Below are 25,151 nucleotides of genomic sequence, written 5' to 3'. Positions count from 1 at the left end.
ATGACCGAACAATATACTTCAGACGAAATGATGACGATTACCGCTGCCCGTGCCCTGAATAACAATTCGACTTGTTTTGTGGGCATTGGCTTACCAAGTGCTGCAGCGAACCTAGCACGCCTTACTCATGCCCCTGACATAACACTTATTTACGAGTCAGGTACCATAGAAACCAAACCGCAGGTTCTGCCCTTATCTATTGGTGATGGCGAACTTTGCGAGTCGGCACTTACCACCGTTTCGGTTCCCGAAATGTTCCGTTATTGGCTGCAAGGTGGTCATATTGATGTGGGCTTCCTTGGCACCGCACAAGTAGACCGATACGGCAACATTAACACCACAGTTATCGCTGCATCGCACAAAGACAGTGGCCCTGATGGCGCCCATAGTTATGCCAACCCTAAAGTTCGCCTTCCTGGCGGTGGCGGAGCACCAGAAATTTCAACCAATGCCAAAGAAGTGATCATCACCGTAAGGCATTCAAAGCGCACTTTTGTTAAAAATGTCGACTTCATTACCACATTGGGTTTTGGTCGAGACGGTCAAGGCCGCAAAGGCAAATCTACGCTGGGTAAAGGCCCAACTTTGGTGATTTCTGACCTTTGTATATTAAAGCCAGAAGATGAAACCAACGAACTTATTGTAGTGAGTTTGCACCCAGGCGTTACAAAGCAACAGGTAATTGATGCCACTGGCTGGGACATTCGCTTTGTTGACACACTTCAAACCACTGACGAACCCACCAGCAGCGAAATCGAAGTATTAAGAGAACTAAAGCGCGTTACTGAAGCGGCGCACAGCCAAACGGAGACTGCGTAATGAACGTTTATTTATGTAACCCCAACCGCTCTGCCATTGGACGTTATGCTGGTGGGCTAGCCAACATTCGCCCTGATGATTTGCTTGCACAAGTTATTCGTACAGTACTGGCGCAGTGCCCTCAACTACCAGCAGAAAGCATTGATGATGCGTTTTTCGGCTGTGCCAACCAAGCCGGTGAAGACAACCGAAACGTTGCTAGAATGGCCACGTTACTTGCAGGCGTGCCATTTTCGGTACCAGCCACCACAATTAATCGTTTGTGTGGCTCTGGTATGGATGCCATTGGCCTTGCTTACCGTTCAATTGCTGCAGGTGAAGCAGACCTTATTCTTGCTGGCGGCGTTGAGTCTATGTCGCGAGCTCCATTTGTGATGGGCAAAGCCCAAAGCGGATTTGACCGCTCACAAATACTTGAAGATACCACCATGGGTTGGCGCTTCATTAACCCTGCGTTAAAGCAGCAGTACGGCACTGAAACCATGCCTGAGACTGCAGAAAATGTAGCAGCGAAATTCTCGATTAGCCGAGAAGCACAAGACAACTTTGCGTATCAATCTCAGCAAAAAGCGGCTGCAGCCCAAGCGTCTGGCCGTTTTGCTAAAGAAATAACTCCTGTGACCTTTCAGCCTAGAAGAGGCGATGCCATCGTCATCGACAAAGATGAACACATACGCCCTCAAACTACATTAGAGGCATTGGCAAAACTAAAAGCTCCGTTTCGTGAAAATGGCTCGGTTACCGCAGGTAATGCATCGGGCATTAACGATGGCGCATCTGCCATGCTTGTAGCAAGTGAAGCAGCCGTTGAACGCTATAACTTAACGCCTGTTGCTCAAATTAAAGGGATGGCTACCGCTGGCGTTGAACCCACTATCATGGGTATAGGCCCAAAACCTGCAATTAATAAATTGCTTGCAAAACAAAAGTTGACCCTAGACGATATTGGCACTATTGAACTTAATGAAGCATTTGCAGCGCAAGCATTAGCCTGTATGCAGGAACTTGGACTTAGTGCAGATGATCCAAGAGTGAACCCCAATGGCGGCGCCATTGCACTTGGCCATCCACTCGGTATGTCGGGGGCACGCCTGCTGCATACCGCCGCATTACAATTTGAACAAACCTCGGCCGATTATGCACTATGCAGTATGTGTATTGGTGTTGGCCAAGGTATAGCGACACTGCTAAAACGCATTTAGGAACTCAACATGGCGACAATTTCAGAGCAAGGTATTCACTACCAGTTCATTGAGACTAAGCACAAACCTGTTTTAGTGCTAGCTCACCCATTGGGTATGAATATGCGTGTATGGGACTACTTGGTTCCAGACTTAATGGTGAACTTCAGTATTTTGCGGTATGACCTACCTGGACATGGTGACAGTGTAGCGTTCCCCGCCAATACGAAAAGCCTTGGCGAATCACAGTTAGTTGACGACTTATTAACCCTATGTAGCTCTCTAGGTATAGATAAGTTTCATTTCATGGGCACGTCAATTGGCGGAATGTTGGGGCAACAGCTATTAATTTCCCATCCAGAACGCTTGTTAAGCACCATGTTAACTAATACTGGTATGAAAATAGGTTCCACTGAAGCATGGCTGGAGCGCCAGAAAAATGTGACTCAGCAAGGGCTTGAAACCCTCGCAGCCAGCTTAGTTCCAAGATGGTTTAGCCCGGTTAGTACTAAACGTTTCCCCACGTTGCTGTCTCAATGGGAAGGATCACTCGCGAACGTTGACGATCACTCTTACGGTTTATTGTGTGCGTGGTTAGGCGAAAGAGACACACATACACAGCTTAAACCTAATGGTGCACCTATTTTGCTTATTGCAGGTGAAGATGATGTCGCTACACCCACTTCATCATTACAAGCATTGGGAGAAACCCTTAGTGCACCTGTGACTGAATTAAAACAAACTGGACATGTACCTTCTGTTGAAGCTTGTCGCGAGTTTACTTCTTTGATAAAGGAGCACTTTTCAAAGAGAGATATCTAATGCTTTTAAATGTTTGGAACAGAGCGCGCGGCTAGTAACTAAAGAGCAATGTAAATTAGAAAATCTTATATTGAGAGTTTGCCCTGTGTATAACCGTGCACCGAACAAAGGTATACGTTGAGGTACGCAATTTAGCCCTAGTTCTATTCGTAATATTACGGGTATGGAGTAACTTTGATTCAAAAATTAAATTTCTTCTGCTAAATAGCCTACTCGAACAACTACTACTCCGGTGCAGTTCCCTCTATTAGCATAGTTATTCTTTAGTTAGCGATTCATGTCTCACGATTTTTTACGCTACTTGTTATCGAAATGTCGTTAAAAAAGTATAGGCGCGTTTATTCGGAGCTCATCTTTGTCTAGATCGTAAGGGACTACGTGTAAAAGTAAACCTGGTTTAAATTCAAATGATGGAAGAGATTCAAGAAAATTTTCATTTTTAGGATAAATAAGCACTAGAGAGCCCTGCCCTTTGAGATACTTCTCACCGTAAGCGAATAACTGATACATATCTGATTGTGCTAGATAATATTTGTCTTTCGATGTATTAAGATTTTCGTTAATTATCTTCCACTTAGTATCAGCAATAACAGCTATCTCACCATTGTCATAAATAGCGATATCTGGGCGCAAGTTGAACCAATTCTGTCCATTATGGCTTGTGAGTGACTCTCCTTTTATTTGGCCTTTTACTGAGAACCGACTCGGTAATAATTTGCTTAGTTTCTTCTCTACATATCGCTCAAACAAGACTTCCATAGGAAACAAAAATGATACCCCCTCCGTATTGCCAGACATGGTAAGCGGAGACTCGTTGAAAAGTATTAATTTGCACCAGGATTCTAAATTTCGATAGTGAATTAGATTTCTGTCCGTCGACCAACGCTTAAAATCTTCATTGTGGTTATTTGATTTATTAACACCATCAAAGGCAAAGATAAGTTCTCTCGCAAGACGCTGATTTTGTGAACTTCTTGTCCATCTCGAAACAATATAAACAGCAGACAAAATAAGCCTGTTTTCAGCTCTATTAACAGAAAAAGTATCGTAGGAAATTTGAAAGATATGGTCTCTTCCGGGCCGTTGTCGCATCTGTTTGACTGTGTTCAACCGTCCTTTCAGAAAACTTCTTTGAGCATCAACGCGTTGATATTCACTACGCAGACCTTTTTTTAGTAGAAGAGAAACTTGTGACAAAAACTGTGAAATCAGCACTTCAATTAATGGCTGATTTACTACTTGAAGATGGGCATTATTGAATTGCTCTAGCTTTAAGTTTTCAACAACTGCTAACATTTTCAGTAGCGTTTTTCTTGAGGCCTCCATTGACGTTTGGTCACTGTAGATTTTCGGCAGAATCTCTATACGTGTACCGCACGGAGTGTCAAGTACACCGACAAAGTTTACAACTTGCAACGCGAGCTTCTTACCCATTCGCTTTACACGAACAAGCTCTCTACCAGCTATGCTTAAGCCGTTACTCATCAACCAATTAAACGCCGAAGTCGAGACTTCTGCATGATTAGGGTTAGTATCGTCACCGGTTTCCACCAGTAATCCATACTCTTTTACCTGAACATAGGATTTAACGTGGTTCATAACACGCTATATAGGCATCTGGATTGGTTAAAGCGTAATCATTTCTTATAAATGCTTGCACTCCATTGGGCTCCCACTCACTTCCCATTAGTTCTGCAATTTCACTTGTAGAATATTTCTCGATAATGAATCTATGGTCTTTTTCAGCCTTATTACTTGGGGCTTTGAGATGATCCCCTAAAACTTGTCCAACCCGTTCCCAGTCTTCAAAGAAATACTCTTCCAATAGCGGCAAGATTTGAAGTTCAAATATTTCCCCTAACTTCTCAATAGTCGGCTCAGTAATAAGAGGAAGAAAAAAACTGTGGCCTATGGTGTGCTCTCGATCGAACAACAATTCGATTCGTTGATTAATTGCTTTAGCTAGGCGCGAAATATCAACTCCCTGAATTTTGGGGATTGATTTGAGTACCTCATAGTCAGGCATCATTTCAACAAATTCAAACCGCCGCCGAAGCGCAATGTCTACCTGAGCTAACGACTTATCAGCAGTATTCATTGTTCCAAGTAGATAGAGGTTTGAAGGCACACTAAATGGCTTTTTGGTATACGGAAGAGTCACGGATAAAGCATCTGGTTCACCTGCTCTTTTGCTCGGCTCAATCAAAGTAATTAACTCACCAAAAATGTTGGCTATATTCCCTCGATTAATTTCGTCGATAATCAGTACCCTATTGTCACTGGACACCCGATCACCAAAAGAAAGTCCATTATCAATAATATAGGCAACTAGTTGAGCCAATAAATTGCTGTAACCATTAACTAGATATTTCTCTAAGTTCGTTTCTACTTTGTCGAATAACGTCTTATTTTTTATGTCTTCTATAGTACCTTTGCCATTTTTCACCAAGTCAACGAGCTCATTAATAATACTCATTGGTAACGGTAACCGAGAGCCATTAGGTTTCTTGAACTCAATGATTTCACTACTTATCGACGTAACTGCGTAACCAGAGATGTTTGATCCAACCGCTAAACTGCCTTTTTCTTCCCCCCCGGTCAGTAAAGCCTGTAATTTTATTAAATCCAGAGTTGGGGGCTTTAAACTATAAATAGTTTGTTGCGAAAGATTTTTACTGAATAGCTCACTTGTTGGTAGAGACGGGGAATAAACTTTTAACCATCGTACTTTTCTTAGCTGGCAATAATGACCAGTTTCATTTTCTTCGAAGTAATATTCACTAGTCACTTCAGCTATGGCTCTAAACTTTTGGTTTCCATCTGAAACAATGACTAAATCGCCAACATTCATATGGTTTTTAAAGTAGTTGATAGAAGTTACGTTGTAATCGTAGCTTTCGTTTTCTATCGTAAAGCCAGCATCACGGTATAGTTTAGTAATCTCTTTTCTGGAATCTGCTCCCGAAAAGTCTATCGTACCGCCATAACCTAAAGCGATATAATTATGTTCAATACAATGATCATAAACATATGCATCCTCACCTTGGGTGTTGCCTAAGGACATTTTCCAAACGTTCCGACTTGAGACATCGATAGAGAGGTCACTCTCTTCAGTCACAACACGCGACGACGCAGCATCGCACATTTGCTTAAAAATACCTTCTTCTATGTCATAGCTTATTTTGCCATTTTCATCGGTATTAGCTTTGATGCCTTCAACAAAATCTTCGTAGCTAAAGCTTTGGTGAAAAGTAACAAAATTTATTCGATTAGATTTTACAAGCTCATCAAATCGCTGTTTTAAAGCAGCTCTGTTTTTTATATTTGTGGCCCAGAACTTTGGTTCAATGATCTCAATTGCTTTGCTTATTGTGGAATAAGTTTTTCCCGTTCCTGGTGGCCCATAAAGAATTGTATTAAGCGCTGCGGAAGATTTACTTGTTTGATAATGCTTTTCGTCATCAACGTCATCGTCAAGGAGTAACATTGCTTTATGCTGCTTATACACGTCAAAGCCATATTCGATAACGTTTTTGCTTCCACGCTCAGCCATCAGTAATCGATATGCTTCTGGAAAAGTTGCTTTGGGTTTATTACTTATCTGTCGTAACGATTCAAGTTTGAATATATTTAAGAGGGCTGGGGTTCCCTGATTTTGATAAAGAAAAGCAACTTTCCATTTGAGTGTATCCCCCAAATCAATATTATCAATACCTTCAAGATCATCAGCCCCTACTAGTCGAATAATATCGATTAATTTAGCTTTTACGTTTTCAAAAGCATCTTCTTCTGAATTACCAAACCGGCTAACCCAAGAATAAAGCTCTCCATGAGAGATGTGCTTCCTGTTACCTTTGGGCGGTTGTTTTCGCTTATAAATTCCAAATTTAGAAGCATCACCTCCTCTGATCGATCCTAATTCACGCGTTTTATGCTCTAACCAATAGGCAAAAGTGTCATAATTATCTACATCAATATATTCTTCTAACGTCAACTGGTTAATCTTTTCAACTGGCCAGCGCTCGAGGAATTGGTTTAGTAGGCTTTTTTGTTCTTCTAATGAAATTTCCATTACTGAGAAAAGTCCCTATTTTAATTGCAACATACTAACTTCGTTTCTTTGAACATAGCAATGCAGTGCTTTCAGCTTATTCTATTGCAAGCTACTTTTTAATCTATATACAGCCGCATTTCTTATATCCAGCTTCCCATTCTTTAAAGCGTTGTTCTAGAACTTTTTCGGCTCTCTCTTCTATGGCTAAAGGATCCAGTCTTATGATCACCCTTAAATCTCTCAATCTCCTTAAACGAATGACTCTTTGTTATTTAACGCAGTAGTACTATAACGGCAACCCACTTTCTTTAATCACTTAACCAATTGATTCAAAATAAATTTATACAATATCCCGTTAGTCCCCAACATAGTTACCAAAACACCACTAGTTGTTTAAAGTTCAAAGGTAACTAAAATAAACCACCGGTAAGCAATAAGCTTTATTCAATTTTTTTGGGAGTTTTGAGATGACCACCACAAAGACAGGCAATGTGCTAATTATCAATGCACACCAGTATTACCCTTTTTCAGAAGGCAAGCTAAACGCGTCATTCGTCGATAAAGCGGTAACGCTGCTTGAAGCTAAAGGCTATAACACTCGCGTAGTGACAATGGCCGAAGAGCACAACGTTGAAGAACAGTTGGCCCATCATCAGTGGGCTGACATCGTTCTTCTACAGGCACCAATCAATTGGATGGGTGTGCCATGGTCTTTCAAAAAGTACATGGATGAAGTTTACACTGCGGGCATGGGTGGCGCCTTATGTGCTGGCGATGGTCGCGTTGCCGAATCACCGAAGAAAAACTACGGCACAGGCGGTACGCTTACCAACGTTAAATACATGATGTCTTTAACCTTCAATGCACCAGAAGAGTCATTCAACGACAGCGAAGAGTTTTTTGAAGGTAAATCTGTAGACGATTTACTGTTTCCAATGCATATGAACTTCAAGTTCTTTGGCATGAAGCCAATGGAAACTTTCGCTAGCTTTGACGTGATGAAAAACGCCGATGTGGAAAACGATTTCAAACGTTTTGAAGCTCACATTCACAAGCATTTTTAAGGAACTATCATGGCTACTGAATACACCAATAAGTTACATGCAGGCTCTGCTTTTCCAGATGTTTCAGCAAAGCTGTTAAATGGCGACACTAAAAAGTTAGCGACACCTGAGAACGGTCTTGACTGGAAAATGGTGGTGATTTACCGAGGGCAGCATTGTCCACTTTGCACTCGATACCTCAATCAACTCGAAAGTGTTAGAGGATATCTTGCCGAAACTGGTGTAGATCTCATTGCAGTGTCTGGCGACAGTAAAGCGCAGCTTGAAAGTCACCTGCCTAGATTGGATATCAACTTTCCAATTGCGTACGGCTTAACGGTGGAGCAAATGGAGGAGTTAGGCGTTTATATCTCTGATCCAAGATCGCCTCAAGAAACTGATCACCCGTTTTCCGAACCCGCGCTGTTTGTTGTGAACAATGAAGGTCTTGTGCACGTCGCAGATATTTCTAACAATCCATTTGTTAGACCTGAATTAGAGACATTAGTAAGTGGTTTGGGCTGGATTCGTAATCCTGATAACAACTACCCTATTCGCGGTATGCACAAATAAGCGCACTTATGAAGTTAGTGTCATGGCTACTTGACGCTAACTTTATTATCTCGGCGCATACGCTTACTTATATTTGTCCTTTCACACCTGCAGACCAATTTAGAAACAATCTTTATTTGATTTTTATAGCGTAAACATTATATTAACGCTCGTCGAAAATTCGACATTCAAAATCAGAAAGGGAAATATAATGAAAAAAATAATTGGACTAGCTGCTGCAAGCCTTATTCTTACCTCAGGTTGTGCCACCATTCTTACCGAAGAAACACACAAAATAAACGTTACGACAACTAGCGGTGAAACGACTACAGTTACTGTTGACGGCATGTCTCAAACAGTGCCTGGCGTGGTTACTGTTAAGAAAGAGAACAAAGATAAAGTGCTAGTTGCTGACGATGCAAAATGTACCGACGTTAACCTAAACAAAGAAGTTGAATCTGCGTTTTTCATCAACATTCTTAGTGGCGGTGTATTCGGTTCGTCTACCGATTACGGCTCAGACAAAATGTGGAAATACCAAGATTCAGTAAGCGTACCTTGTAAATAAGATATGTTTACACGAATTCTAAAAGGAAGCATTCTTGCTTCCTTTTTTTTGATTTTCGCAGCTAATTCCACGGCCAGTGACGTTACTCAAACTAGCTACTCAAAAGTTGATAGCGCAACGTTACAGCAAATAGCTAACGACCCATTGTGGCATCTATTGTTACAACTTAAAAATGGGAAGCCAATTACTAACGACACCTCTATTTATATATCAAAGTCGTTCGTCAGCCCGTTGGCCGAAGCGCAAGCTACCATAGACCTTTTTCAGCGTAATACCCAAAACATTTGCAACTACCCTGCCCGGTTACGGTTGCTCAAGCGCTTCATACCCGAATTTGGATCTATTACCCCTACCGAGCACTGCGCAGAATATCGCAAATTTGTAGAAAGTGTTCCGGCCGATAGTATCAAGCTAATTTACGCCTCAGAAAATGTTACATCTGCTAGCTCTATGATGGGGCATATTATGCTTCGTCTAGATGGAACTAACGATAAAGGCATTCCCGTTAAGCACGGTATTACGTTTTTTACAGAACTAGACTCTTTAAACGTTCCTCACATCATGTACGAAACATTGATGACAGGAAAAGAAGGCGTATTTAAGGTTGCTCCTTACCAAGAATTTGAGCAGTTTTATCTCTATGAAGAGCAAAGAAACATTTGGCGATATACGCTAGATTTCAACGAACAACAGCGCCACTTTGTGCAAGACTACATATGGGAATTGGGACAGCAGAGCCCCGCTTATTTTTTTCATATATTCAACTGTGCGACCGTTACTCAGTTGTTGGTTAATATTGCTCGTCCTGCTCATCTAAATCAGGTAGCAAGCTGGCTGACCCCTCTTGATGTTGTTAAGTTTGCACAAGCAAACTCTCTCATTGCATCAACCCAATTCGTACCTTCTAACAAATGGGAAATAACGACGTTAGAAGAAAGCATCGGGAGTAAACGCGCGTCTGCCATATCTTCGCATTTAGCTCGCGCTCAGCTAGATTCATTATCACTTTCGTTTGTTGAAACTAAATACGCACTGGCGCTTAATCAGTACTTTAGGTCAGCACAAACAATTTCAGAACAGAAATATCAAAAGAACTCCGCTGAAATTGCAGCGTTTGATGCTAAATATAAGCACCTTTCTTTAGACGTGTCTGAGCTCCCCGTTCCTTCCTCTCGCCAGCAAGAAGGTTATGTTGCTGCCGGTTTCACTCATCAAGACAGCCGTTCGTTCATGGCGTTTCGTGCCTTTCCTGTTGCAAGAAGGCTAGCCGACGACAACAGGAGCATGATTGGTGAAACCGAGCTTATCTTGGCCGACGTTGAGTTCAGAGTTGGTTTAGAGCAATGCAACTTAGGTGATATCTATGTGGACAAGGCCATGCTTTACCAAATGGTGTCGCGGGTACCTGTTACGCAAAATATAAGCAACTGGTCATCATCATTTAACATTGGAATAAATCGTGTGCTAACCGGCGAGCGACAACGCAAACTCATTGTGCAATCGGAGTTTGGTTTAGGCTTTACACGTGAAGTAATGCAGGGTTTAGGGGTGTATAGCGACATCATCGTGGGTGCAGGCGCTAACAAGCACGAAGCATTTGTGTACGCCAAACCCGTTATTGGGCTATATGCATATACAAAACTGAATAGTAAGTTGGCGGTTAACTTAAGTAGGACCTACAACCAATATGGAAGTGATGAGCCAATCGATGCAGTATCGTTTAGCTTGCACCAATATGGTTTCGAAAACATCGCGTTAGATTTTGAAGTGAATATACAGAAAGTTGCCGATGAATTTGAATCTAGTGCAGCTTTTATGTTGGGGTATCGGTTTTAACATTTTTTTGGGGCTTTCGAAACGTAACATCTAAAGAGGGTTCTAAAAATGAAAAGTGTCAGTGGGGTGTAAAACTAAATTAAGACAACTTAAATGACAGCATCGAATTCACGTATTGGTATCTTTTGGATTTACCATGAAAGGCTAATATCTAGGTCTATATTATTGTCGAAAGCAAAGTACAGTAGTCTGGGTATTGCCGACACATGTTTTAGCCATATAAGTGTTTGGGAAACCGAGAAAGCTTACCTTCCAGAATTTCCTACACTTATGAATTCTGAGTATCAGATGTTCCCTCGTGGACGAGTTCTCTTTGAGAAGAGATGTGCTACGTTTAAAATTTTTGCTGATAGCACTATTATTAAAAATAAGTGCAGTAGAAAACTCATTATCGACACTTTTTCATTACAGGACGAAAAATGTAAATGGAAAAGAGATACTCACTATTCGGTCTTTTGAATCGCTTACTAATGACTTTTATCTAACCTTTCAAATGCATAATCAATTTACCGTATACATTAACTCCTATCGTTAGGTTGAAATAAGTATTTGCGAGCGAGGTGAAAGCACTTATGAAAATGGTGTTTTCTGTGAGTTACTTGATAACTAAATAAATAAAACCGATCAATGTGGAAGAGACCTGAGCATGGAAGACAACCTACTCGTAAACTTAAGAAAGTATCGACCTAGAGATAAATCAGATCCATTAGAGAACTTTTTAACAGAGGCATTTGCGCACTTATTGAAAAATAGCAGCGAGGTTATGGTAGCTCTCTTAGAAGAGATTAATTCAAAATCAGCGCTCCCAAAAGCTTTCAATGCCAGTAGTTACGAGGTCTCGACGCAAGACAACTTTGACGGAAAGTTTCCTGACATGCTTGTTAAGTGGGACGACGTGGTAATAGTTTTCGAGCATAAAGTCTATTCTGAATTGAGTTATTCTCAGCTCGATAATTACAGAGCCTATGCTGAAGAACATTTCAATTATCATTACGTTGTTCTTATAACTGCACGAGAGTATCAACATAAACAAAACCCCGACTGCGCTATTTGTTGGCATGATATTCACGAACTATTGGGTAAAATTAAGCCTTTAAAAAATGAAACAGCCAAATGGTACTTGGAGTCCTTCAAAGGACTTCTTCAAGCAGAGGGATTAGGTAAGATATCTCCTATCAATCAATTGGCTATTACGCATTACCTTGAAGCTAAACAGCTAGAAGAACAAATGCGTTCGCTAATCAAGCAAGCCTCTCTTGAACATATCCGTTGGCCTTTAGCCCAATTTTTGGCACCTACTGTAAAAGATCGACTTTCCGCTGTTGAGCGTCGAATTGGAATAGAGTTTTGTAGTTTTGGAAATGAGCAGAAGCTTGATTGGAAGCCAGGTATTTTCTGCGGCTTTTTGGCTGATGGTGCTGACCATAGATTTGAACACATAACGGGCAAACACATGCACGTCGGATTAATCTTCGACTTTCAAAAATCGTTACATAACTCGCTCCAATCAAGCACTACTTTTAAAGGGCTTAGAAGCGAGATCGCAGAAAGAATTAACGAGTTAAATGCATCGAACGTTAGTTATTCGCCCCATGATAATAAGTGGAAAGTGATTGATAATTTGAGCGCTGATACAAATGCCGAAGTAAACCTTTATCACCCTTTCGCTGTTTTGATACGCATGGATGCATTTTTCTCTGAGTTACATGATTCTCCAGAGCAGCTTAATGAATTTATTCGTTCAATTAGTTTATTACAGGAGTTGCTTCTATCTTGTCCGAATTTCCAACCTTTCCTTGCAGAATTGAGTAAAAGTAAAGAAGAATGATGTCTACTTTTTGAAAACAGATACTAAGGCCGGTCTATAGGCCGCCGTTCCTGACAAGGCTTCAAAAGTTAAAGCATTAATGGATGAAATGTTAAACCCGAAAGAGCGTCATAAACTTCAGAGGTAGAAAATTAAACACCACACAAAACTGTTTAAATATACAGTGCATTAATTTATCCTATTGAAGTGCTCTTCAATAGGATTTTTTATGCTCTCTCATTCTGAATTAAACCCGCAGCAGCAAGAAGCCGTGAATTACGGGTTGAGTTCCGTAGGTGCGGGCGAAACGGAGCTGAGCGATGAAACGCACCACCCGCTGTTAATTATTGCAGGCGCTGGTACAGGTAAAACTAACACCCTCGCCCACAAAACGGCACAGTTAATATTGCATGGTGTTGCGCCAGAACGAATTTTATTGATGACGTTTGCGCGAAGGGCTTCGTCGGAATTAAGTTCACGGGCGAACCGCATAATAGAGCGAACGTTACGTGAGAAACAAAAGGCGTATCATCCAGTCACACTTCCTTGGATGGGCACTTTTCATTCAATCGCATCGCGACTGCTACGAGAGCACGCTTCACTCATCGGTTTAGATCCCGACTTTACGGTTATGGATCGTAACGACAGCGCGGATATGCTTGACTTGCTTCGCCACGAACTTGGCTTTAGCGGGGTAAATCGACGCTTTCCTAAAAAGAAAACGTGTTTGGACATTTACTCTCGTTGTGTGAACGCGCAAGCACCGCTTATCGACATACTCGATACTCATTTCCCCTATTGTAGCGAGTGGGAAGAAGAGCTGAACACGCTGTTTGCTCACTACGCGAAAACTAAAATTGAACAAGTGAGTTTAGACTATGACGACTTACTGCTTTACTGTTTTCACATGGCGCAGGTCGACGCTATTGCTCAAAAAGTAAGAGAGCAATTCGACAATGTGTTGGTAGACGAGTATCAGGACACCAACGTTCTTCAAGCTGGCATTCTAAAAGGTTTCTTCCCTACTGGTGAAGGTCTTACCGTTGTAGGCGATGACGCCCAATCAATTTATTCATTTCGCTCGGCCACGGTGGACAATATCCTTAACTTTCCAACTGCATTTTCCTTGCCTGGCAAAGTGATAACGCTACAACAGAATTATCGGTCACATCCGAACATATTGAACTTGTCTAATACCCTTCTTTCAGAAAGTGATGAAGGCTATAAGGTATCGTTGTTCAGCGAGCGTAAAAGCGGCCCTATGCCTAAGTGGGTAACTGTTGAAAATGACATGTTCCAAGCAGAATATATTGTTGAGCGAGTTTTGGCGGCTCGTGAAGAAGGGATTGATTTAAAACAGCAAGCCGTTCTGTTTCGTTCAAGTTATCACAGCGATCGTCTAGAGCTTGAACTTACTCGACGCAATATCCCTTTCGTTAAACATGGTGGCCTTAAATTTCTGGAAGCTTCGCATGTAAAAGATATGCTTTGCATTTTACGTTGGGCAGATAACCCTAAACATAAAATATCAGCCTTTCGAGTGCTTAAGTTATTGCCCGGCATAGGTCCAAAGATAGCTGAGAGAGTGTTTAACGATTTAGAAAAGCACGACTTTGCATTGGGTAAATTGCGCAGCTTCGCACTTTCAGAGTCCGCGAAGCCTTCATTCCTTTCTCTTATAGATTTGCTAGATAACGTGCACCACAACAATATTCCATGGGCCGAGCAAACAAGCGCCATTGCAGAGTTTTATAAAGATTTGTTGGAAGCTAATTATGACGATCATTTCACACGTTTCGGCGATATTGAACAGCTCACAATGATCTCTGGGCAGTATTCATCGAGAGAGCGATTTTTAACTGAACTCACACTAGATCCACCGCAGAGTACAGGTGATCTGGCGGGCAAACCTTTGCTTGATGACGACTTTCTTATCTTGTCGACGGTGCATAGCGCTAAAGGCCAAGAATGGAAGCATGTGTTCGTACTAAATGTTGCCGATGGCAATTTTCCCAACGAGTACGCAGCGGGTGATAAACGTGCGCTTGAAGAGGAGCGACGCTTACTTTACGTTGCCATAACACGAGCGAAAGATGAACTAAGCTTGATTCAGCCTCTGAAATATTGGGTGCCAGAACAACAAAAGTTTGGTGACAAGCATGTATACGGTGCCAAGAGCCGTTTCTTAACCGATGCTGTTTGCACCTGTATGGAACCAATTGCTTACCCTAAGCGCACTGCTTCAGCCAGTGAAAAGAAGATAGCCAAAGGCGCTATAGCCGATATAAAGAAAAATATTCTTGGGATGTGGAATAATACCAGTCCGCATAGATAATTCCCCCCTCAGCCAGAGTTACAATGTTCGTAATCAAGGCGTGTTACAGCAGGTAAAGTGCTTCTACATCAAGGTGACACAACAAAGAGTACGGACATTTAAAGAAAAATGACGCGCCCCGTCATAACACTGAAATAAACTCCCTGTAGCGTGAAGTATTCAGTGAAAGAGTCTTCAACGGCTCAGCTTCAAAAACGCTAAATGCTCCAATACGAGTTTTCATGAAGAAATTGAAACGCTATCAATATGAAAGATATGCCATTCTCTGCCAACTCGCCTACCCTGATGCCGACGAGCAATACCAAAAAATCTTAGATCCTTTTTATGAACGCCAGCTAGTCGATAAGTACGGCAGAATGAGCGTAAGAATTTTGTGGGTCGAGAATAAAAAAGAGGTCATTATCGTTTTTCGCGGTTCATTGGGGGTAAGAGATTGGCTAGCGAATTTATTCTTCATCCCAAACAAACTCAATCAGTTAAACAGAAAATTCTGGGTCCACTGGGGGTTTGCGCGGCTATTGGCTCAACCTATGTATTCCAGCACTAAGACATCCAACGAAGCATTACCACTGAGAGAGCTACTTGTAAAAGTGCTTGAACCACTTAGGCAGCAAGGCAAGCGCTTTACATTCATTGGCCATTCGTCCGGCGGCGCAGTAGCGGTATTAATGGCTGATTACTTTGAGCGTTTATACGCAAAGTCAGTAAAAAGGGTAGTGACTTTCGGACAGCCCGCAGTGGGCACGCGCTCTTGGTATAAGCACTACACGCTACACCATAGAACGTATCGCATTTGCTGCGATTTAGATGTAATAACCTTTATGCCGCCCTTCCCTTTTTACTTCTGGCACGTTGGCAAGATGCTGTGGCTGCACGATGATAAAATTTACGAAAACACACCTACCCATAAACGCTTTTTGATGTCGCTTCACAGCTGGTTGTTACGCCCAATTACCTATCACTACATGCGAAAATATATCCGCAACAAGTCGCTTTTCGATGAGCATTAGAACGATCATTTTCGACCTACAGTGCGTAATTTAAAGGTACTTGATTATTCAATCCCGCACAGTACTGCATAAGAGGTAGGCTTAAAGAAATGTCTTCACTGTCAATCAAACGAGCAAAAGCGGCGCTTAAGAACGCGTTTATCGGCGACGCGTTGGCTATGCCGGTACATTGGTATTACAACCCGGCAGATATATATAAGGCGTTTCCGTTAGGGGTAGAGCAATTTGAGGATGCGCCATCATTTCATCCGTCTTCAATAATGTCGCTACATTCAACGCAGCACGGTGGGCGCGCGAATAAGGCATCTGCAAATCAAAAAGAGATAGTGGGCGACGTTATTCTCAAAGGTAAAAGGCAGTATTGGGGTAAGAACAACATTCATTATCATCATGATATGAAAGCGGGAGAAAATACACTCAATGCGCATTGCGCGCGTATCGTTTTATCATGCGCACTTAAAGGGTATGACGAAAACGAGTTTTTAACTCAATATATTAGCTTTATGCGCGCTGATGAACCCAAACACCCTGACACATACGCTGAGTCTTATCACAGAGGCTTTTTTGCGAACTTAGAACAAGGTACACCAGCACACAAATGTGGGGCGGTTACACATGATACGGCTTCAATAGGCGCTTTTGTGTCGGTAACACCTCTGGCGGTAGTAGAAGCAAGCAAAAGCACAGCCCTTGAGGACATCAAACGTCTGTGTCGTAGTCACCTTTATTTAACTCACCCGGATGAGTCTTTAGCATCGGTGTGCGATTTCTATGTTGAGTTAATCTACAAATTAGTGCATCGCGAAGGTGAATCACCCAAGGCCATTTTAGAAGATATTGCCCGTAAATCTGCGCACATGAATTTGGCTGCGATAGCGGCAAAAAACAAAAGCGATATCGAAATTGTTGGGCGTATGTATTCGCCAGCGTGTTATATCTCAGACGCGTGGCCCGCCGTTTTGTACTTCGCTTACCGTTATGCTGATACGCCTAAAAAGGCGTTGATTGCGAACACCAACGTGGGGGGCGACAACGTGCACCGCGGTTTTGTATTAGGGGCCATAATGGGGCTAATTCAGGCGACAGAAATATCCCAATGGTTTAGTGAATTAGCTGATAAAAAGGACTTGGAAGCGCTAATTAACCTTCTTGATGAACGGTAACTAAGGCACAAAAGTCTGGTAGACCCAGTCGCAAAATGAGCAAATGGCATTCACTGTCCGGTAGCGTATTCGCGCAAAAGCGCCTTACAACGCAATCGTTTCCCCTGTTCTCGCCACCTTAAATATAGCGTTCACAATGCGGATATCGGCCAGACCTTCATTGCCAGTCACCATAGGTTGTCGTCCAGTTAATATGGCCAGTGCATCGTTATCCATTTGCAGCGTTTGCTGCATACCGTTTATAGGAGCCAGAGTTTTTCCATCAGACGTTGTGCCCGTTACCCCGCTATAGCTCTGCATGGGTTTAAGTTGATACCAGCCCTTTTCACAATCAGCTTTAAAATGGTTAAACCCTTTCACTACACTGGTACCGCAATCGGCCACTAGTCCGTCGCCAAAATCCATCGTAAACAAGGTCGTTTCATCAACCTCAGTAAACGTCTCTGGAAAGCGCTGTGGTGGATGACTTCCCGTTACCGCTAATGGCTCACGGCCCGTTAAAAAGCGCGCGCCGTTTATCGCGTAAACGCCCATATCATAGAGTGCACCGCCGCCCATGTGCTTTTTCATTCGCCAGTTGTCAGGCGCTCTTCCTTGTCCGGCATAACCAGCAAAGCTCGATACCGCGGTCAAGTTTCCATACGGCTTAGTTTCAAGATACTGATGAAAAGTGCGAGTATTGGGTTCGTGCTGCATGCGATAGCCTATCGACAACTGCACGCCATTTTTGTTACACGCATCTATGATAGCTTGGCATTCCTCGCTATCCATAGCCATTGGCTTTTCACACCACACATGCTTTCCGGTATTTGCGGCTTGTACCGCAAAGTCCTTGTGTGTGCCAGTAGGCGTTACAACGTAAATAACGTCAATATCGTCATTATTCGCAATATCTGCCATGGTGCTGTACGTGTACACATTACTGTCTTTAATGCCGTACTTTTGCTGCCACTGCGGGATCTTACTCTCGCTCCCCGTGATTATCCCCCGTAATTCACAGTGTTTAGTGTCCTGTAAGGCAGGGGCGAGTAAATTTGTGCTGTAATTGCCCAACCCTAACAGCGCCACCCCTATTTTCTTTTTCGAAGGCTGTGCCAGTAAATAAGGACTGTGCGCAACCAGCAAACCTGAACCTGCCAATTGAAGGAAGTGACGACGAGTAATGCGGGGCATTAGTACTCTCCATTAAGAAATTAATCCGTGCATGGTTTTAGTAGTACCTTTCTTACTCAGAAAGATCACAATACCGTTGCGATATTATCGAATGTGTTACCAGTAACACCATTGAAGGTTTATAGCTGACAACCAATACATCTTTAAAGCCCTATGGCGCATCGTGCCGTTTGGTAACGCGAAACGATTTACAACAAAATCAGACGAAAAGCAGCTCACTTTTATCGACAACATAATTTACTGTTTGCGCTTTGCCCGCCAAGCTTCTGCCACGATAGGTTCAAGGTCGCTCAAATCCAAAGGTTTAACAAGGTGATGGTCAAACCCAGCTTCCTTCGAACGCTGGATGTGCGATGGTTGTCCCCATCCCGTTTGCGCCACAAATACTGCGTCAGCTAACGCGCGATTTTGACGAAGTGACGTACATAATTCGTAACCATTCATACCCGGCATGCCGATATCCAACAACACTAAATCGGGCGTGAAAGACGCGACAGCCTTTAATGCGGATGGCCCATCTTCCACTACTTGAACCTGACACCCTTTTGCCTCCAATATCCATCCCATGGTAATAGCGGCATCTTGATTATCATCGGCAATTAAAACGTTGAGCTTTTCAGCGGTAGCGCCTACCACGTCATGGGCCTTTTCCGGTTTACTGGCTAATTTGGGTACTTTACTTAAAACGGGTAAGGTAACGATAAACGTTGTGCCTTTATCAACGCCATCGCTTTGCACATTTACCGTTCCATCGTGCAATTCAGTGAGTTTCTTCACTAGAGTAAGGCCAATCCCCAACCCGCCTTGAGAACGTTCAAGGGCACCATCTACCTGAGTAAACATATCGAAAACCGATTTTAGCTTGTCTGCTGGAATGCCCTCTCCATTGTCTTTAACTGCAATGGTTACCTTACCGTCGCAAGTAGTAATACAGACCTCGATATTGCCACCCGGTGGAGTGTACTTTGCAGCATTGTTGATAATATTCGAGAAAATCTGCGACAACCGGATAAGGTCTCCGTTTACCCAAACAGGCTCTGCTACTTTTTCCACCAGCAGCGTATGCTGTTTTTCATCAATCAGGGGCTGAATAGTCTCAATCGCCGTACCCAGAATCTCACACAAGTTCACAGGTTTTCGATGAATTCGAATTTTCCCTCGGGTAATTCTTGATACATCCATAAGGTCATCAACAAGCCGTATCATTTGCGTTACTTGTCGTTCGACTCGACCGAATGCCTCACTCTTCTGATTTTGGCTGTAGTCGTCTGACTGCAGAATTTCCAACGCATTGCGAATTGGTGCAAGCGGATTACGTAATTCATGTGCCAACGTAGCAAGGAACTCATCTTTACGGCGATCGGCCTCTTGAAGCGCGTCTATCGCATTTCGTTCTCTCGTGGTGTCTACACCTACTCCCGGAAAACGTTCCGGCTCACCAGAGCTGTTATAAATGACTCGTCCTCTGAATGAAGCCCAGCGGACAGTGCCGTCTTTTTGTAAGATACGGTATTCTTCATCAAATGGGGTGCGGTTATTAATACTTTCACAAATAGCAGCCTCACACGCTGCTAAATCGTCTGGGTGGATATATTGTTTGGGCACTTCAATGGCTACACCGTTTTCAGCCTCATCGCTACTGAGGTTAAAGAGTTCTCCCAAACGCTCATCTGCCGTGAACAAGTTTTGCTTAATATCCCAATCCCAAATACCAAAGCTGTGTGATGCTTCCAGTGCTAAGCGTCTGCGAGACTCTGCTCGCTTAGCCATTTCTTCAGCGTGTTTACGCTCAGTAACATCTCGCGTCGAACCAGCAATGGCTTCAACGTTTCCGTCTTCACCAATAACAGGAACAAATATGTAGTCATATATACGGCGACCGTGAGTACCGGTAAAAGGAACATCACTACGAATTGGTTGCTTTGTTTCAATTACCTGACGAATCTCCTTCATGTGCATATCTGCATGCCAAGGTTCATACCCAAGCTCTAAACATGTTTTGCCAATCGCTTCGTCCCAACTCAGCCCCCACATTTGCAGTAACGCGTCGTTGGCATACGTAAAATGCCCCTCAAGGTCGAAGATATAAAGCAAATCGGGCGTATTCGACAGAGCCGTTTCGTAAAGCCTGCGCTGCTTATTAAAAGACTCAATGTTCTCTAGTAACGCCGACTCCGCAACCCGTCGGGCGCGATTTTCGTTGTTGCGCTCAATAATGATTGCAGCGGTTTTAGACAGTGCATTAATGACGTCAATGTCATCGGGTAATGGGGCAAATCGCTCGCGATGAAATAAACAGAAAGTGCCCAGTACCGTACGACTTTCTGCAGATAAAATGGGACGACACCAAAATGATTGAAGTCCTAATGCCTGAGTGGAAAGACTAAAATCACTCGAATCAGTTTGGGCGTTTATGTGAATATTCACCACATCACGAGTTTGACAACACTGTCCTAACGGCGTTAGATCATCGATTGTAATATTCTTGAAGTACCGCCTAGTTTCTTCTGGCATCGACGGTGCAGCCGCGCTAATGAGTGATAACCCATCTTCAGATACCAAGGATATTCCACTTACAGCTTGAAAATCTGTCACCTTCTCTACTGCATTGACTAAAACGGTCAACACATCTTCTAGTGTAGCGCCAGATAATGCGAGTCTCATGGCATCTCTTTGAGACTGAGAAATGATCTGTAGCCTGCGCTTCATAGAGAAGTCATGAAACGAAAACCCCACTACACCTGCCGCAACGGGGAAAATGGTGAGTTTGAACCAGGCGTGGTCAATACCAAACCGAATTTCCGTTGTTTTACCGGGTTCCTGTTTTACTGCCAGTTCGAACTGTTGAGTAATATTCGGTACTTGCGACTGAGGAAACAAACTAAACACCGAGCAGTCAAAGAGATCAGATTTGTCTAATCCACAGATGGAACGGGCCTGATGGTTAGCGTAAATAACGTTGCCTTTAATATCGGCAAATATCACCGCATCAGTTATATTTTCTATAAGAGCTTGAAAGGGGATGTCGTCGGTAAAAGAAGATGAAGCCTTACTTATTGGCTCAGACATAATTCGCTCAAATAATGTAGAAAAAATTATACTAAAGTAGAAATCACTATTTAGCTAACGATTTACGTTAAGCAGTACAAAGCGACTTCTCTAGCGGTGCGGTAAGTGAACTTAAATGATTAAATTTTCGTAACACTTACGCTGTTACAAGTAAAAGCTCTACCAAGATCACTTTCTACCAAGGCTAAGACATGGACAACGCTGGCTCGAATCAAGATAAAGGGAACGGGAAGTATGCTGGGAAGTTCCCCAAAATAGCCCAACAAACCAGACTGCTAAATATTCTTGTGATTTTTGCTGTCATTTATACGTTGTACCTTGCCAAATCTTTACTTGTTCCTCTTTTCTTTTCCGCCTTTGTTGCTCTGCTTTTGAGCCCTCTTGTTGCATTCGCACGCAAGTTATTCATACCTCGCACACTGTCAGCAGGAGCCCTGATTATTTTGCTGGTCGCGCCGTTTACATTTTTAGGTATAGAGCTGGCTGAGCCGGCAGAACGCTGGATGCAATCTCTCCCCAAAATTGCTGCCGAGATATCCAAAGAAATTGAAGAGATAAGCAGCAACATCGACGCTTATGCAACGCCTCCAGCTGAACCCGTTGAAAAAGAACGTTCATTCTTTAGCTGGTTTGGTGACGATGAGAAGACACCTGAACTTTCTCCATCACAAGACAATACAAACTCTGTGACGGACAAAATTAAACAAAGCGGAATAGATATTGGGCTCACACTCTTCAGTAACGCGCCATTTTTACTGGCACAGGTGCTCGCCTGTATCGTTTTAATTTTCTTCTTGTTGGTTTTTGGCCCCAACCTATTCAATGTTTTTGTAAGAGACTTCCCTATTGTTACCAACAAGCGACGAACGCTGGTGTTGGTAGATCAAATTCAACGGGAGCTGTCTTCGTATATCGTCACCATCAGCATCATAAACTCTTGCTTAGGGTTAGCTACAGCTGGCGTGTTTTACTATTTAGGAATAGACGATGCGTTACTTTGGGGAGCGCTGGTTGCGCTGATGAACTTTGTCCCTTACTTGGGTGGTGTGGCGAGCTGCGTGGTATTGCTGGTAGTTGGGCTTGTGCAGTTTGGGCTTACCAGCAGTGCATTTCTGCCTGCGGGTCTGTTTTTAATGTTGAATATCATTGAATCACAGCTCATCACGCCCGCGGTGCTAGGAAGAAGTATGCAGCTTAACCCATTAATAATCATAATTTGGATAGCAATAACGGGTTGGCTATGGGGTGTGGTAGGCGTTTTACTTGCCGTGCCTATACTAATGTGTTTTAAGATCATTCTCGAAAATCTAGGCGTATTTGATCACTGGATTAAACTTCTCGAGTCAAAATAATTTCACTCTCTTTGCCCCATCAACCACGTTGCATGGATAGCAGCGTGGGCGGACTTTTACCTAAAATCTAGGCACAAAGCACGATAGTCCTCTTCAAATAAAAGACGAAATGCATATTTTAAAGGAACATATCCTGCCTTTTTAAAATGAAAATAGTTATCATATTCGTTGTCTTTTGATTTTTGGAGCTCCCATGAATTTGCTTAAAAGTGCCTTGGCCGTGATGATCGGCCTGTCGTGTGCAGGCGCGCCTGTATATGCACAAACAGAAAAAAATAATAATAATGATGACATTGAGCATATTACTGTTGATGCATCTCAGGTTGAATTACGAGATAGCTTTGCAGGAGGCCAAGTATCTCGCGGTGGTCGTGCGGGTATTTTAGGTAATCTCGACATGATGGACTCTCCATTCGCAAGCACCAACTTTACCGCAGACATCATAAGGGAACAGCAAGCAAGAAGTATCGCCGATGTATTGCAAAACGATCCGGTGGTTCGTGTGGCAAAAGGCTTCGGTAATTTTCAAGAACTTTACGTAATGCGCGGGTTTCCCGTTTATTCTGACGATATGACTTACAACGGATTGTACGGTGTTTTACCTCGCCAATATGTTGCTGCCGAGTTGTCAGAACGCGTTGAGGTTTTCCGTGGCGCCAGTGCATTTCTAAACGGCGCAGCACCGGGCGGGAGCGGCTTAGGTGGTTCGGTAAATATAGTGCCTAAGCGCGCGGGCGATGACCCATTAAACCGTGTAACGCTTGGATACGAGTCTCAAGGACATTGGTATGGCGCAGCAGATGTAAGCCGCAGATTTGGCGACGACAGTCAAAGTACAGGCGTAAGAGCTAACTTTGTACAACGAGGCGGCGAAACAAGTATCGATAACCAAGATCGTGAATTGAGCGTTGCTGCTATTGGCATTGATCACGATAGCGATAACTTCCGTCTTTCTTTGGATTTGGGCTACCAAGACCATCAGGTTGACTCACCACGCCCTGCAGTCACTCCTGGCAGTGCAATTCCAGAAGCGCCTGACAGCGACACCAATTTTGCCCAAGAGTGGACTTACACTAACGAGCGTCAATTTTTCGGTGCGGTTCGAGGAGAGTACGATTTTACCGACAACATCACTGCGTGGGCGGCGTATGGTTTCAGATCGGGTGAAGAAGATAATGTGTTTGCTAACCCTAGACAGGCAGAAGCAAATGGCGACTTTTCCGCTTACCGTTTTGATAACGTTCGAAATGATGAAATTCGCTCAGGTGAAGTGGGCCTAAATATCGAATTCAAAACCGCAAGCGTTGGACACACGATCATTACGTCTGCATCAACGTTTTCTCTAGAATCTGAAAATGCCTATGCGTTTTCTGATTTTAGCGGCTTTGCTGGAAATATTTATAACCCGGTAACGGCAACCATGCCCGATGCTGACTTCTTTATTGGTGGCGACCTTAGCAACCCACTAATCACAGAAAAAACAGACCTTTCAAGTTTTGCTCTTGCAGACATGATTTCGTTTAACGATGGAAAAGTTCTCTTAACCCTTGGTGGCCGTGTTCAAAACATTGAAACCCGCACGTTTGATTACAATACAGGTGATGAGTTGTCAGGCTACGACGAATCTCAATTCACGCCGGTTGTGGGCATTGTTTATAAATCATCAGAACAGGTGTCTTATTACGCCAACTATATCGAGGGACTGCTTCCTGGTGAGGTAGCGCCTGCATCAAGCGGTGGTGAACCAATTGAAAACGCGGGTGAAGTTTTTGACCCATACAGCGCCGAGCAAATAGAAGTAGGTGTAAAATATGATGCTGGCCAATACGGTGGTTCATTGAGTGTTTTCAACACCTCAAAGCAAAGCTCAATTGTTGAAGACAATGTTTTCAGTACCGATGGTGAACAGCAAAACCAAGGACTTGAGTTAAGCGTATTTGGCATGCCAACTTCAAATTTACGTGTTTTGGGCGGATTCACTTGGCTCGATGCGGAAATGACGAAAACTCAAGACGGTACACTAGATGGCAAAACGGCCATTGGTGTTCCTGATTTACAAGCAAACATTAATCTTGAGTGGGATATTGATGCCCTTCCAGGGCTTACTGTCGATGCACGTGCGGCCTATACGTCGAAACAATATGCTAGTGCCGACAATAACCTTGAAGTCGATGCATCTAATCGTTTTGATTTAGGCGTTCGTTACAGCTTCCTTGCAGGAATGACCGACATCACACTTCGCGCTCGTGTAGATAACGTCTTTGACAATAATTACTGGGCGTCGGTAGGCGGCTTCCCTGGCTCAAACTACCTTGTATTAAGTGAACCTCGGACATTCAGACTGTCTGCTTCATTCAATTTTTAACG

The 25,151-nt window shown here is 43.1% G+C and carries 17 protein-coding genes; 13 read left to right on the top strand and 4 right to left on the bottom strand.

Annotated elements, in window-relative coordinates; genetic code table 11:
- Genes BZA03_RS04955 through BZA03_RS04945 form a run of 3 tightly spaced genes read left to right on the top strand, consistent with a single transcriptional unit; the run spans position 1 to position 2,822 of the window.
- Positions 1-819, top strand: a complete 819-nt coding sequence (locus BZA03_RS04955) for a CoA-transferase subunit beta (RefSeq protein WP_110288145.1) — start codon at positions 1-3, stop codon at positions 817-819.
- Positions 819-2,021, top strand: coding sequence for a 3-oxoadipyl-CoA thiolase (gene pcaF, locus BZA03_RS04950; RefSeq protein ID WP_110288144.1), 1,203 nt, complete (start codon positions 819-821; stop codon positions 2,019-2,021). Before BZA03_RS04955 ends, pcaF begins: the two co-directional genes overlap by 1 nt.
- 9 nt (positions 2,022-2,030) lie before the next feature.
- On the top strand, positions 2,031-2,822 hold the full coding sequence (locus tag BZA03_RS04945; protein WP_014977324.1) for an alpha/beta fold hydrolase: 792 nt from the start codon (positions 2,031-2,033) through the stop codon (positions 2,820-2,822).
- 318 nt (positions 2,823-3,140) lie between these two features.
- Here BZA03_RS04945 and BZA03_RS04940 read toward each other — a convergent pair whose 3' ends face one another.
- The gene (locus BZA03_RS04940; protein WP_258364585.1) at positions 3,141-4,373 is read right to left on the bottom strand and encodes an McrC family protein; all 1,233 of its coding nucleotides are present in this window, start codon (positions 4,371-4,373) and stop codon (positions 3,141-3,143) included.
- Between the two features lie 34 nt (positions 4,374-4,407).
- On the bottom strand, positions 4,408-6,894 hold the full coding sequence (locus tag BZA03_RS04935) for an AAA family ATPase (protein WP_110288143.1): 2,487 nt from the start codon (positions 6,892-6,894) through the stop codon (positions 4,408-4,410).
- A gap of 449 nt (positions 6,895-7,343) precedes the next feature.
- Between BZA03_RS04935 and BZA03_RS04930 the strand changes: the two genes are divergently transcribed.
- The 8 genes from BZA03_RS04930 to BZA03_RS04890 all read left to right on the top strand — a co-directional run bounded on the left by BZA03_RS04930 (position 7,344) and on the right by BZA03_RS04890 (position 17,190).
- Positions 7,344-7,940 (top strand): NAD(P)H-dependent oxidoreductase, encoded by a 597-nt coding sequence (locus BZA03_RS04930; RefSeq protein ID WP_110288142.1) that lies wholly within the window; start codon positions 7,344-7,346, stop codon positions 7,938-7,940.
- Positions 7,941-7,949: 9 nt separating this feature from the next.
- Positions 7,950-8,492, top strand: a complete 543-nt coding sequence (locus BZA03_RS04925; RefSeq protein WP_014950616.1) for a redoxin domain-containing protein — start codon at positions 7,950-7,952, stop codon at positions 8,490-8,492.
- Positions 8,493-8,682: 190 nt separating this feature from the next.
- Positions 8,683-9,039 (top strand): hypothetical protein, encoded by a 357-nt coding sequence (locus BZA03_RS04920; RefSeq protein WP_014950617.1) that lies wholly within the window; start codon positions 8,683-8,685, stop codon positions 9,037-9,039.
- 3 nt (positions 9,040-9,042) lie between these two features.
- Positions 9,043-10,875 (top strand): DUF4105 domain-containing protein, encoded by a 1,833-nt coding sequence (locus BZA03_RS04915; protein ID WP_258364584.1) that lies wholly within the window; start codon positions 9,043-9,045, stop codon positions 10,873-10,875.
- A 646-nt stretch (positions 10,876-11,521) separates the two neighbouring features.
- Positions 11,522-12,703 (top strand): PD-(D/E)XK nuclease family protein, encoded by a 1,182-nt coding sequence (locus BZA03_RS04905; protein WP_110288140.1) that lies wholly within the window; start codon positions 11,522-11,524, stop codon positions 12,701-12,703.
- Between the two features lie 208 nt (positions 12,704-12,911).
- Complete coding sequence (locus BZA03_RS04900) at positions 12,912-15,017, top strand: ATP-dependent helicase (RefSeq protein ID WP_110288139.1); 2,106 nt, start codon at positions 12,912-12,914, stop codon at positions 15,015-15,017.
- 221 nt (positions 15,018-15,238) lie between these two features.
- Entirely contained in the window at positions 15,239-16,027 is a 789-nt protein-coding gene (locus tag BZA03_RS04895) for a lipase (protein ID WP_014950619.1), read from the top strand.
- Between the two features lie 89 nt (positions 16,028-16,116).
- Positions 16,117-17,190 carry an ADP-ribosylglycohydrolase family protein gene (locus tag BZA03_RS04890; RefSeq protein WP_110288138.1) on the top strand — a complete coding sequence of 358 codons (1,074 nt, stop codon included), beginning with the start codon at positions 16,117-16,119 and terminating at the stop codon, positions 17,188-17,190.
- Positions 17,191-17,274: 84 nt separating this feature from the next.
- On the opposite strand, the gene BZA03_RS04885 is transcribed toward BZA03_RS04890, so the two are convergent.
- Positions 17,275-18,363 carry a Gfo/Idh/MocA family protein gene (locus BZA03_RS04885; protein WP_110288137.1) on the bottom strand — a complete coding sequence of 363 codons (1,089 nt, stop codon included), beginning with the start codon at positions 18,361-18,363 and terminating at the stop codon, positions 17,275-17,277.
- A 237-nt stretch (positions 18,364-18,600) separates the two neighbouring features.
- Positions 18,601-21,432, bottom strand: coding sequence for a PAS domain S-box protein (locus BZA03_RS04880; protein WP_110288136.1), 2,832 nt, complete (start codon positions 21,430-21,432; stop codon positions 18,601-18,603).
- A 191-nt stretch (positions 21,433-21,623) separates the two neighbouring features.
- Between BZA03_RS04880 and BZA03_RS04875 the strand changes: the two genes are divergently transcribed.
- Both BZA03_RS04875 and BZA03_RS04870 read left to right on the top strand, forming a co-directional pair.
- Positions 21,624-22,784, top strand: a complete 1,161-nt coding sequence (locus BZA03_RS04875) for an AI-2E family transporter (RefSeq protein WP_039226083.1) — start codon at positions 21,624-21,626, stop codon at positions 22,782-22,784.
- Between the two features lie 193 nt (positions 22,785-22,977).
- The gene (locus BZA03_RS04870; protein ID WP_110288135.1) at positions 22,978-25,149 is read left to right on the top strand and encodes a TonB-dependent siderophore receptor; all 2,172 of its coding nucleotides are present in this window, start codon (positions 22,978-22,980) and stop codon (positions 25,147-25,149) included.
- Positions 25,150-25,151 lie beyond the last annotated feature (2 nt).

It is taken from the genome of Alteromonas sp. I10 (genome assembly GCF_003201515.1).
Classification (GTDB): Bacteria; Pseudomonadota; Gammaproteobacteria; order Enterobacterales; family Alteromonadaceae; genus Alteromonas; species Alteromonas macleodii.
The sequence above is the reverse complement of the archived record's forward strand: the minus strand, read 5'-3'. Positions and strand labels throughout refer to the sequence as shown.